Annotated in this window: 9 protein-coding genes; 5 read left to right on the top strand and 4 right to left on the bottom strand. The window is 65.4% G+C overall.

The window, feature by feature from the left end; translation table 11 throughout:
- Positions 1-257 precede the first annotated feature (257 nt).
- Positions 258-974, bottom strand: coding sequence for a carboxymuconolactone decarboxylase family protein (locus tag VM621_RS07630; RefSeq protein ID WP_325468366.1), 717 nt, complete (start codon positions 972-974; stop codon positions 258-260).
- Positions 975-1,134: 160 nt separating this feature from the next.
- Positions 1,135-2,106 carry a transcriptional regulator FtrA gene (gene ftrA / locus VM621_RS07625; RefSeq protein ID WP_325468365.1) on the bottom strand — a complete coding sequence of 324 codons (972 nt, stop codon included), beginning with the start codon at positions 2,104-2,106 and terminating at the stop codon, positions 1,135-1,137.
- An 89-nt stretch (positions 2,107-2,195) separates the two neighbouring features.
- On the opposite strand from ftrA, the gene VM621_RS07620 reads away from it, so the two are divergent.
- The 5 genes from VM621_RS07620 to pgaD all read left to right on the top strand — a co-directional run bounded on the left by VM621_RS07620 (position 2,196) and on the right by pgaD (position 8,515).
- The gene (locus VM621_RS07620; RefSeq protein WP_325468364.1) at positions 2,196-2,618 is read left to right on the top strand and encodes a rhodanese-like domain-containing protein; all 423 of its coding nucleotides are present in this window, start codon (positions 2,196-2,198) and stop codon (positions 2,616-2,618) included.
- 392 nt (positions 2,619-3,010) lie between these two features.
- On the top strand, positions 3,011-4,948 hold the full coding sequence (gene pgaA / locus VM621_RS07615; protein WP_325468363.1) for a poly-beta-1,6 N-acetyl-D-glucosamine export porin PgaA: 1,938 nt from the start codon (positions 3,011-3,013) through the stop codon (positions 4,946-4,948).
- 5 nt (positions 4,949-4,953) lie between these two features.
- A complete protein-coding gene (gene pgaB / locus VM621_RS07610; protein ID WP_325468362.1) occupies positions 4,954-6,828 on the top strand; it encodes a poly-beta-1,6-N-acetyl-D-glucosamine N-deacetylase PgaB in 1,875 nt (624 codons plus the stop codon).
- On the top strand, positions 6,825-8,075 hold the full coding sequence (gene pgaC, locus VM621_RS07605) for a poly-beta-1,6-N-acetyl-D-glucosamine synthase (protein ID WP_325468361.1): 1,251 nt from the start codon (positions 6,825-6,827) through the stop codon (positions 8,073-8,075). Before pgaB ends, pgaC begins: the two co-directional genes overlap by 4 nt.
- Positions 8,072-8,515, top strand: a complete 444-nt coding sequence (gene pgaD, locus VM621_RS07600; RefSeq protein WP_325468360.1) for a poly-beta-1,6-N-acetyl-D-glucosamine biosynthesis protein PgaD — start codon at positions 8,072-8,074, stop codon at positions 8,513-8,515. Before pgaC ends, pgaD begins: the two co-directional genes overlap by 4 nt.
- A gap of 12 nt (positions 8,516-8,527) precedes the next feature.
- Here the strand turns inward: pgaD and egtB are convergent, their stop codons facing one another.
- Both egtB and VM621_RS07590 read right to left on the bottom strand, forming a co-directional pair.
- A complete protein-coding gene (gene egtB, locus VM621_RS07595) occupies positions 8,528-10,699 on the bottom strand; it encodes an ergothioneine biosynthesis protein EgtB (RefSeq protein WP_325468359.1) in 2,172 nt (723 codons plus the stop codon).
- A 25-nt stretch (positions 10,700-10,724) separates the two neighbouring features.
- Positions 10,725-11,102 carry a DUF427 domain-containing protein gene (locus VM621_RS07590; protein WP_325468358.1) on the bottom strand — a complete coding sequence of 126 codons (378 nt, stop codon included), beginning with the start codon at positions 11,100-11,102 and terminating at the stop codon, positions 10,725-10,727.
- Positions 11,103-11,229: the final 127 nt, after the last annotated feature.

Here is an 11,229-nt window from a genome sequence, read left to right as displayed (position 1 = left end):
GCCACGATCTTCCTGACGTCGTACTACAACTATCGGCGCCTGCATGCGGCCAACGGACAGATCCCGCCAGCCATCCACGAAATGCTGTCGGTCCGAAAAACGCCCTATCGGGTGTCTAGAAATACTTGACCACTTCAGGGCACCGAAGGCTCTGCGCCGCCACGTCCGAGTCCGCCGCCGCGGCTTCCGCCGCTGAGTGAACCAATGCCTTCGGCGTCGGCGTCCCCGGACTTCCGCGAAGAACCTTTTTTTTGCCTTTACTTGCGTCGCGACGCGAAGACGTCCTTCACCACCGGCAGCGCCGACATCACCGCCGGCCAGCCCGTGTAGAACGCCAGGTGGGTGAACACCTCGGAAGCTTCGGCCCGCGTCAACCCGTTATCCATGGCACGGTCGAGATGGAACGAGATCTGCGCGACCTGCGCGGTCGCCGTGAGCGCACACACCGTGACGAGGCTACGATCGCGCGGCGCCAGATCCGGGCGAAGCCAGAGATCGCGGAAAATCAGCTCGGTCGTGTAGCGCACCACGCCGGGAGCGACATCGCCCAGGTTCTGCTCGACCATCGCAGCCCGTCTTGCCTCGGTCTCTTCGTCCAGTGGAAGCAGCCTCGACGGTGTCGCTGGCAAGGGCATGGGCGACATGCCGCGCTCGGCCAGGCTCGCGGCGAGCGGCGCCACCGCGGCGTACGCATTCATCCAGCCCGTGTAGAAGGCGAGATGAGTGATGATTTCCGACAGCTCCGAAGGAGTGACACCGCTGTCGAGCGCTTTGGCGAAGTAGTGAGGCAAGCCAGGCAGCTGCGCCTTTGCAATCAGGACCGACACGGTAACGATGCATCTGTCGCGCACCGAGAGACCCGGACGCGTCCACACGTCCGCGTCGAGTGCCTCGGCGGTGTAAGCCGCCAGGGCTGGCGCTACCGCGGCGACATCGTCCATGGAAGGCAGCGACGTGAGGGAGGGGATCGACATGGGTTCTCCTTGGTGAATATCGTTGCCATCCTATGGCCCGGCCCGTCAGGGCAACAGGTCAGGTGTTGGCATAGTCCTATGAGCGGACATCATAAATGCCGCACTGCGCATCGATCGCCTGAACGAAGACAGGAACCGCGAGAGTGGCCAGCCCGTCTGGCTACCGAGTGGCGAACCGCTGTCGGTAAGCGCCCGGACTGGTACCGAGCTTGCGCCGGAAGTGGTGGCGCATCGTGGTCGCCGTGCCAAGTCCGGTCTGGCCGGCGATCAGGTCGATCGACAACGTGGACGCTTCGAGCAGCTCGCGGGCGCGGTCGACGCGCAGCGTCGTCAGCCATTCCGCCGGCGTCGTTCCGGTAGACGCCTTGAAGCGACGAATAAAGGACCTTTCGCTCATCGCCGCCATGGCGGCCAACGTGGGGAGTGGCAGGTCATCGGCGAGGCGACGACGCATGGTCTCCATTACCGCGGCCAACGGGTCGCGCTCGCGCTTCGCCATGGGACGTTCGACGTACTGGGCCTGCCCGCCGTCCCGGTGCGGCGGAATAACCAGGCGTCGCGCCACGTGGTTGGCGATGTCCGGGCCGTGATCACGCCGGATCAGGTGCAGGCACAGATCCAGCCCCGCCGCGCTACCCGCCGAGGTGAGCAGTTGGCCTTCATCGACATACAGCACCGCGGGATCGACCTCGATGGCAGGAAAACGCGTGCGCATCGCGTCGGCGTAACGCCAGTGCGTCGTGGCGCGGCGCCCGTCCAGCAGGCCGGTCGCGCCCAGCACGAACGACCCCGAGCAGATCGAGAGCAGCCTTGCGCCACGCGCATGTGCAAGGCGAAGCGCAGCCACGACACACGCAGGCACCGGCGCATCGATGCCCTGCCAGCCCGGCACGATGATCGTCCCGGCCTCGGCAAGCCGTTGCAGACCGCCATCGGGCTGGATCCGCGTGCCGTACTGGCCGCGGATCGGTCCAGGTTCGGCTGCGCAGGTTTCGAAGCGGTACCAGTCCTCGCCGAACTCCGGCCGCGCCAGGCCGAACACTTCGGCGGCGCTGGCGAACTCGAACATGCACAGACCTTCGTAGACGAGGGCGACGACCAGAGAATTCGGCGGCTCACGAAAGGTTGGCATGATCTGATCGCATGATGGCGTTTAAGCCACTATGACGTGCAACCGCCATCGGGACAATGGCTTGCATGTTCACCACCACGAGCCCCCCCATGCCCAGCGCAGTCACCCGCGTACCCGCCGCCGCTTCCGATGTCGCTCTCGCTCATTTCGAGGCGCAGTTCCGCTTCGAAACCGACTGTTGGGACACCCACGATGCGCTGGCTCACGACGAGCCCGACTTCGTCCTGCTCGATGTCCGCAGCGCCAGCCTGTTCGCGCAGGGGCATGTCCCGGGCGCGATCAACCTGCCGCACGGCAAAATCGTTGCCTCGCGCATGGCCGCATGGCCCGCATCGACACTCTTCGTCACCTATTGCGCCGGCCCTCATTGCAACGGTGCGGCACGCGGTGCGGCACGATTGGCCAGCCTCGGCCGGCCGGTGAAGGTCATGGCAGGCGGTATCACGGGGTGGCTCGACGAAGGTTTCGAACTCGCGCACGCGGAGCCAGCGCAATCTGAACCGACGCAATAAGTCCTACACAAAACGTCAACGCGAAATAGCCAAACTTGCCGATTATGAGCATATCGATCGACAGGACGACGACGTCGAGCGTCGCCCTTCCACGTGCCGCCATGCGTCGCCAGGCCAGCGCCACGTGGTTCGGTCCCAACCGGGGAATCCCATGTCAGGCGGCACGATGCTTGCTTCTAACTTGCCTCTAAGATGGCACGCTTTTCTCACTCCGTTGCCGGGAATGGACATCCGGCGCGACAGATACAGGTCATGTTGTAGGCATGGGATCGACTTTGACGATGTTTCGGCGAGACAGCCGTCCGCCACGCGCGCGGCTGTGCCTGGCGTTACTCCTGGCCTTGCACGGGCCGGTGGCCTGGGCCGCGGCGCCTGCGGAACGGGATGTACTGATGGCGAAGGTGCGCCAGGAGCGCGACCGTGGTCACCGCGTGGACGCACTGGCGCAGGTTCAGTCGATCCTTGACCGGTGGCCGGATGACCGCGAGGCGCAGGCGCTCAACGTCGCTTTGTTGACGGAAATAGGCGCCACCACTCGCGCCAGAGAACTGGCGTCGACTCTGCAGCCACCGCAGAGTACCGCCGACAGGGCCCGGCTCGAAGCCGACCACGTGGCCCGCGAGACCCGCTGGGCCGAAGGTGCCCCGGCGGATCCGCGTGCGCCCTACGCCGAAGCGGATCGCGCGGCCGTCGACGCCCGACGCCTGGCCGACGATCCCCTGCTTCCGGCGGACATGCGGCTTCGGGAACAGTTCGACCTCATCGTCGCCCTCGACCAGGCCGGCCTCATGGACGAAGCCGTGCAGCGTTACGATGCCCTGCACAAGCAAGGCGTGGCCCTGCCCGCCTACGCCGAACGCAATGCGGCCGATGCCCTCCTGGCGAAACGTCGGCCGGCGGAAGCCGCACAGGTGTACGAAGACAGCATCGCGAAGGATCCCGGTCCATACGACGCCGCCGATCTCGATCCGCGCATCGGCCTCATGTATGCGTACGCGGAGTCGGGTCAGACGAACAAGGCGATCGCTACGATCGACGGCCTCGCGTCCAAAGAACCGCCATGGGTTCGCGTGTCCGGTATCCGCCTACCGATCCAGAATCCACGCAAGTACGACGCCGAGTCCGCGGCGGTCTCGTTACGCACGATCGTGAATATGCCTGCCGATGCTTATGCGCGCATCGAGCCGCTTAGCCGCGAGGCACCGGCCGACTCGGAGATCCGCCGCCAGCTGGGAACCGTGGAACTGGCCCGCGGCTGGCCACGGCGTGCACAGGACGACCTCGCCATCGCCGATACGCTGAACCCGCGCGACGTCGACTCCTACCTCGATGAGGTCGACACGCAACGCGCCCTCACCGACTACGAAGGTATCGACGAGCACCTCGCCGAGGCCAAGGTGCTGGGCAGTCGCACGGAGCGTGTCGATCGCGCCGTGCAATCGTGGGAGCGCGAGCGGGGCTGGCAGTTCGACATCAGCCAGGAAAACGGCAAAGGCTCCAGTCCCGACTACGGCGACCGGGACAGCGCCACTCTGGCGACGATCGCAAGTCCGTTGATCGACGATCACTGGCGGGTCGTCGCGCTGGGCCGCTATGCCACCGCCGCCCTGCCGGAAGGCGACGTCCGCCGCACGCGTATGGGCCTCGGTATCCGCGGTTACGCGCGTGGTCTGGAAGCGTACGTGCAGGCGCTGCCCGCAGCCGACCGTTATGTGGGCAAGACGGCTCTGGAAGCCGGCGTGAACTGGTCGCTCAACGACCACTGGGCCCTCGCCGCCGACTTCAGCACGGCAGGCGAAGACACACCGCTACGCGCCCAGTACTACGGCATCTCGGCCAAGACCCTTGAAACCGCAGTGACCTGGCGGGCGAGCGAACTCACGCAAGCCCGCCTCGGCGTCGCACGCGACAACTTCAGTGACGGCAACAAGCGCACGAGCTGGCTGGCGGCGTTCACCCAGCGCGTCTACACGGCACCGAACCTCACGCTCGATGGTGGCGTCGAACTGGGCGGATCGATGAATACGCAGACCGATCGACCCTACTTCAACCCCCGTCGCGACAACAGCTATGCGCTCACCGGCCGCCTGGAAAACCTGCTCGGCCAGTTCTACGAGCGCCAGGTCACCCAGCGCATCGACGTCGCCGTCGGCGAGTACGACGAAAAGGGTTATGCCAGCGACTGGATGGCCAGCGTGCGCTACGGCCAGATCTTCCAGCCGCGCGCGGGCATTCGCCTGGGCTGGGGCATCGGCTGGCACAACCAACCCTACGACGGCCGCCGCGAACATCGCGTCGTCCTCGATCTGACCCTGCATTGGGGAGAATGAGAGTCATGCGTCCCCTGTTGTTCCTGCTGGCCCTGTGCGGGCTCGCGCTTCCCGCGTTTGCGCAGGCCATCGCCCCGGTACGGCCCTCGCTGATCGTGCTCGCCTATCACGACGTCCGCGACGATGTCGGGGTGAAGGCCGATCGCGATCCCGATGCGACCAGTACCGATCACCTCATCTCGCATTTCGATTGGCTCAAGGCCAACGGATACAACGTCGTCAGCCTGCAGCAGGTCGTCGACGCCAGCCATGGCGGTGCCGCCCTGCCGCCGAATGCCGTGCTGCTCACGTTCGACGACGGTCTGGAGAGCTTCTACACCCGCGTGTATCCGCTGTTACGTGCATACGACTATCCCGCCGTCGCCGCCCTCGTTGGCTCGTGGATGGACATGCCCGCCGGCAAGCGCATGCCGTACAACGGTTCCGACTGCGACCGCGACTGCTTCCTCACCTGGAACCAGGTCGAGGAGATGCACAAGGGCGGGCTGGTGGAATTCGCCTCCCACTCCTGGGCACTGCATGAAGGTACCAACGGCAATCCGCAAGGCAACCTGTTGCCGGCGGCCGCCTCGTTGCGCTACGACGACAAGACCCAGGCCTACGAAGACGAAGCGCAGTACCGCGTGCGTGTCGGCGCCGATCTCCAACACAGCGCCGATGAGATCGCCGAGCACACCGGCGTCCGTCCGCGCGCGGTCGCCTGGCCTTACGGTGCCTATACGCGGGTGGGCCGCGAAGTAGCCGCCGAGCACGGCATGCCGGTGACCTTCAGTCTCGGCGACCGCCTGCCCACGCTCGAAGTCGGCAAGACCATTCCCCGTCTCCTGGTCAGTGGCAACGTCACCGCCAACCGCCTGGGCTGGCTCATGCGTCATCAGGACCGTATCGATCCCGCACGCGCCGTACAGGTGGATCTCGACTACGTTTACGACCCCGATCCCGCGCAACAGGACCGGAATCTGTCGAGACTGCTCGACCGCATCAAGCGCCTGCATCCCAGCCAGGTCTGGTTGCAGGCCTATGCGGATCCCGACGGCGACGGCGTGGCGGACGCGGTCTATTTCCCCAATCGCCACCTGCCGATGCGCGCCGACCTGTTCTCGCGTGTGTCCTGGCAGTTGCGCACGCGCGCGGGTGTTCGCGTCTACGCGTGGATGCCGGTCCTCGCCTTCCGCTTCCCGGATGGCAAGGACCTGCCCTCCCTCGCCGGCGAACCCAAGCCCGGCGGCGATCACTTCCGCCTGGCGCCGTACGACCCCAAGGTGCGCGCGATGATCGGCGACATCTACGAAGACCTCGCCATGCATGCCGACACCGCCGGCGTGCTGTTCTCGGACGACGCCTATATCCGCGATACCGATAACCTCGGCCCGTGGGCAAAGAACACCCCGGCGCAGAACACCCAGGCCCTGATCGACTTCACGCTGGAACTTTCCGAGCGCATGCGCAAATGGCGCCCGCAACTGCTCACGGCTCGCAACATGTTCGCCCGCCCCATCCTGCAGCCGAATGCAGAGGCATGGACGGCGCAAAGCCTGCCGGCCTTCATCAAGGCTTATGACACGACCGCCGTGATGGCGATGCCGCAGCTGGACCAGCAATCGGATCGCCTGGGTTGGTACAGGCACCTGGCCACGGCGGTCGGCGCCGTTCCGGACGGGTTCGACCGCACGCTGTTCGAATTCGCCACGCAGGACTGGCGCACGCACACGCCTATCGGCGACCGTGACCTTGCGTTGCGCATGCGCACCGTACAGGCCGCGGGCGCGCGACACATCGGTTACTACCCGGACGACTTCCTGCGCGACCATCCGGGACGGGAGACGATCCGCCCCGCTATCTCGGCGTCCGACTACCCCTATCCGGAGCCGACGCGATGAACGGTGGCATGCTTCACGCCCTGCTCGAGTTTGCGTTCTTCTATCCGCCGGTGATGTCGCTCATGTGGATGACGGGCGGCGTGATTTATTTCATGCGTTGGGAGCGCAACGAGCCGGTACGCGTCAAGCCTCCCGAACTACCGTCGTATCCGATGGTCACCCTGGTCGTGCCCTGCCACAACGAAGGAGAGCAGGTCCGCGAGACCATCGCCCACCTCGCCTCGCAGCAGTACCCGAACTTCGAAATCATCGCGATCAACGACGGCTCGACCGACGACACCGGCGCCCAGCTCGATCAATTGCTCGACCAATACCCTGCGCTACGCGTCATCCACATGGCGAGCAACCAGGGCAAGGCGATGGGTCTGCGTGCCGCCGCGCTGGCGTCCAACGCGGATTTCCTGGTTTGCGTCGACGGCGACGCGCTGCTCGACGATTACGCCACGCACTGGCTGCTTTCGCACATGCTGGAGAGCCCGCGAGTGGCCGCGGTCACCGGCAATCCCCGTATCCGCAATCGATCCACCCTGCTGGGCAAGCTCCAGGTGGGTGAGTTCTCCTCGATCATCGGCCTGATAAAGCGCGCGCAGCGTGTCTACGGCCGCATTTTCACCGTATCCGGCGTGATTGCCGGCTTTCGCAAGAGCGCGTTGCACGATGTCGGCTACTGGAATACCGATATGGTCACCGAGGATATCGACATCAGCTGGCGCCTGCAGATGCGCCACTGGGAGATCCGCTACGAGCCGAACGCCCTGTGCTGGATCCTGATGCCCGAAACGATCCGCGGCTTGTGGAAGCAGCGCCTGCGCTGGGCCCAGGGCGGCTCGGAGGTACTGCTGCGCTACACGAAGCAGCTTTTCGCGTGGCGGCAGCGTCGTATGTGGCCGGTGGCCATCGAATACGTGACGAGCCTGGTCTGGTCCTACACCATGGCGATCATCGTCACGCTATGGGTGCTCGGGCGCATCGTCGTGCTGCCGCCCTCGCTGTACATCGAAACCCTGTTGCCGCAATGGCATGGCGTCGTGCTTGGCGCGATCTGCCTGCTGCAGTTCCTGATCAGCCTGCTGGTGGACCGGCGCTACGAAACGCGCATCGGGCGCAATTATTACTGGATGATCTGGTACCCGCTGGTGTACTGGACCCTCAACACGGCAACCTCCATCGTCGCGATGCCCAAGGCGCTGCTCAAGCGCAAGGGTACGCGTGCGGTATGGATCAGCCCGGACCGGGGACTGCGATGAAAGCCGAAGCCATCCTGATCCAGCGCCCCGAGCGCCAGTCGTCCGTACAGAAGGCCATGTTCGGCGTCGTCACCATCGTGGCGTGGTTGTTCTGGGCCTTCCTTTGGCTCCCCCTGCTCACCTTGGGCGCCTGGGCCTTCGGCCTGCGCAATGCCTGGCTGCAGCTACACGTGCTCGAGCCGGCACGCAAGGGAGGCGACATCAACGTCGTGCTGATCGCGGCCATCGTTTGCGCTCTGGTCTTCTCTGCCTGGTCGGCCTACAACCACGCACGTTTCGCCGGAAAGCAGAAACGCCGCGGCAACGACCCGGTGGGCGTCGAAGCCACGGCGCGTGTGATCGGCGCGACCACCGAGGATGCCCTGAGTATCCAGGCGCATCGCCGCGCCGTCGTCAGCGTGAGCGAGGCCGGCTACATGACCGTGGACGAGGTCCGCTAGAAGGCGAATTCGTCAAGCGACCACCAGCGCGAACACCCCGAATGCGGGATCCGGCGAAATCCACTCCCGATCGATCCGCCAGCCGCCGGCTTCGGCCAGGCGGGCAAAGGATGCCGGCGTGAACTTGTGCGAGTTCTCGGTGTGGATCGACTCGCCGGCGGCGAAGGCGAAGTGCTGGCCAGCCACCGTCACCTGCTGCGCCAGGCGGCTCACCAGGTGCATCTCGATGCGTTCGCGTTGCGCATTCCACACGGCCCGATGCTCGAAGGCGTCCGGATGGAAATCGCCACCCAGCTCGCGATTGACGCGCACCAGCACATTGCGATTGAACGCCGCGGTGACGCCTTCGGCATCGTCGTAAGCGGCGATCAGCGTGTCGACCGATTTGACCTGGTCGGCGCCGACGATGAAATGGGCATCCGGACCGAGGCGTTCGCGGACCGATCGCAGCAGGGCGATTGCCTCGTCCGGAACGAAGTTGCCGATCGTCGAACCGGGGAAGAACGCCACGACAGGCCGCCCGGCGAGCGCCTCGGGCACCTCGATGGCACGAGTGAAATCGCCCACCACCGGGTGAACTTCCAGCGCGGGATACGCCGAACGCAGCCGTTCCACCGCGCCGTTGAGCGCATCGACGCTGATGTCGACTGGGACATAGGCCGAAATCTGCGGTACCGCATCCAGCAGCACGCGTGTCTTGTCGCTTGCCCCGCTGCCCAGCTCGAGCAGCACGGCACCGTCCGGGATGGTTGTCGCCAGCGCTGGCGCAATGTCGTGCAGGAGCGCGGTTTCGGTACGCGTCGGGTAGTACTCCGGTGTCACGCAGATCGCTTCGAACAAGGTCGATCCGGCGGCATCGTAAAAGTACTTCGGCGAGAAAGCCTTCGGCGAGGCGGACAGACCGGCGAGCGTGTCACGCAGGAAGGTGAGCCTGTCGTCGTCGGGCGAGCTACCGACATCCCGCGCGAGGCGCAGGCCGGAGAACATCCAGCGCTGACCCGGACGGTAGAAATTGCGGTACGAAGGGCGAACGTGATCGGGGGGCGTCACGCTGGCACCGCCACGCAACACCATCTGGCCGCTCATGAACTTGCCGTTGTATTCGCCCACGGCATCGTCCGTCGCACGGAAGCCGGGGTACGGCGAATACGCGCTGGCGGTCCACTGCCATGCCACATCGGCCACCTGGTCGAGGTCGCGACGCGTGCGCACGGCGTGTTCCCATTCCGCTTCCGTCGGCAGGCGTGCGCCGGCCCAGCGGGCAAACGCGTCAGCCTCGTAGTAGCTGACGTGCGTGACGGCGGCATCGGGGTCGACCGGCTTCCAGCCGGCCGGCGTCATGTGCGACCAGACATCGTCCTCGCGGCGCCAATACAGCGGTGCTTCCCAGCCTTCCTCCTGACGCTGTGCCCAACCATCGGAAAGCCACAGATCGGCACGTCGATAGCCGCCGAGCGCCATGAAAGCCAACCACTGCCCATTGGTCACCAGGCGGTCCGAGATCTCGAAAGGCTCCAGCCATACGGTATGCGGCGGACCTTCGTTATCGAAGGCGAATAGCGCATCCACGGCACCGATGCGCACGGGGCCGCCACCGACACGACGGAACCGCCCGCCGGGACCAGGGGCCTGCGTGGACCACGCCGGCGCCAGGGCCGGCTTGAGCGGCGACTGGGCGAACAGGTGCTGCACGTCCATCACCAGCAGTTCCTGGTGCTGTTCCTCGTGAGCGAAGCCCAGGCGTAGCAGTGCTTCCAACTCCGCCGAAGGATGCTCCTGCAGAAAGGCCCGCATATGCGAATCGACATGGTGGCGGTAAGCGAACACCTGTGCCACGGAGGGGCGCGTGAGCAGACCGCGCAAAGGACGCGGATGCCGTGGGCCGACGGCTTCGTAGTACGAATTGAAGAGGTAGCCGAAGTCGGTATCGAACACCCTGTAGCCCGGCACGTTGGGCCCTAGCACGAAGGTTTCGAAGAACCAGGTGGTGTGCGCGAGATGCCACTTCGCGGGGCTCGCATCGGGCATGGACTGGACGACCATGTCCTCGGCGTCGAGCGATTCGACCAGCGCTTCGGTACGCGCACGAACGGCGTCGTAGCGGGCAAGAAGCGACTGGCCGGCCTGACATCGCGGCGCCGCGGCGGCGCCAGGCGCCCAGGTGGTATCGACAATGGCTTGCATGTGTGTGGTTCCCTGCCCTGGCCGATCAGCCCGGCGTGTGCTCGATGCTGACGCGATCGGCGTAGAAGGCGAGATGTTCGCGAATCGGCGCCACGGCGTCGTACGGCGCCTCGTAAGTCCAGATGGCGTTGATCGCCTTCTCGGCGTTACCCGGCAGGCTGAAATACGATGCCTCGCCCTTATAGGGGCAGTACGAGTGGTGTTCGGTCTTCGTCAGCGAGGCCATATCGGCATCGGCGCGGGGAATGTAGAACACCGCCGGATACGTCGACTCCTTCAGGGTCAACGCGTTACGGGTATCGGCGATCACGCGGTCGCCGTCGCGCACGACCACGCGGCCGCCCGACGGGGTGACGGTGATCGGATGGTCGGGCCCGGGAATGCGAACGGGACGGGAGGACATGGCGCTCTCCTTCATGCGGCTGCGGTGCAAGTCACACATCGTGCGACCACGGGCTGCCGTTTCCAAGGCGACAATCCGGAACAGGTGACATTACCCGCAGGCAAAGCTGGCCGGATTGGACGTTTCT

It is taken from the genome of Luteibacter sp. (assembly GCF_035539195.1).
Lineage (GTDB): Bacteria > Pseudomonadota > Gammaproteobacteria > Xanthomonadales > Rhodanobacteraceae > Luteibacter.
Note: the sequence above shows the minus strand (reverse complement) of the source record. Positions and strands in the feature narration are given on the sequence as shown.

What these genes read in the sequence shown, in the direction of transcription:
- VM621_RS07630 (WP_325468366.1), bottom strand. Translation starts at nt 974, where the DNA reads ATGTCGATCCCCTCCCTCACGTCGCTGCCTTCCATGGACGATGTCGCC.
- ftrA (WP_325468365.1), bottom strand. Translation starts at nt 2,106, where the DNA reads ATGCCAACCTTTCGTGAGCCGCCGAATTCTCTGGTCGTCGCCCTCGTC.
- VM621_RS07620 (WP_325468364.1), top strand. Translation starts at nt 2,196, where the DNA reads ATGCCCAGCGCAGTCACCCGCGTACCCGCCGCCGCTTCCGATGTCGCT.
- pgaA (WP_325468363.1), top strand. Translation starts at nt 3,011, where the DNA reads ATGGCGAAGGTGCGCCAGGAGCGCGACCGTGGTCACCGCGTGGACGCA.
- pgaB (WP_325468362.1), top strand. Translation starts at nt 4,954, where the DNA reads ATGCGTCCCCTGTTGTTCCTGCTGGCCCTGTGCGGGCTCGCGCTTCCC.
- pgaC (WP_325468361.1), top strand. Translation starts at nt 6,825, where the DNA reads ATGAACGGTGGCATGCTTCACGCCCTGCTCGAGTTTGCGTTCTTCTAT.
- pgaD (WP_325468360.1), top strand. Translation starts at nt 8,072, where the DNA reads ATGAAAGCCGAAGCCATCCTGATCCAGCGCCCCGAGCGCCAGTCGTCC.
- egtB (WP_325468359.1), bottom strand. Translation starts at nt 10,699, where the DNA reads ATGCAAGCCATTGTCGATACCACCTGGGCGCCTGGCGCCGCCGCGGCG.
- VM621_RS07590 (WP_325468358.1), bottom strand. Translation starts at nt 11,102, where the DNA reads ATGTCCTCCCGTCCCGTTCGCATTCCCGGGCCCGACCATCCGATCACC.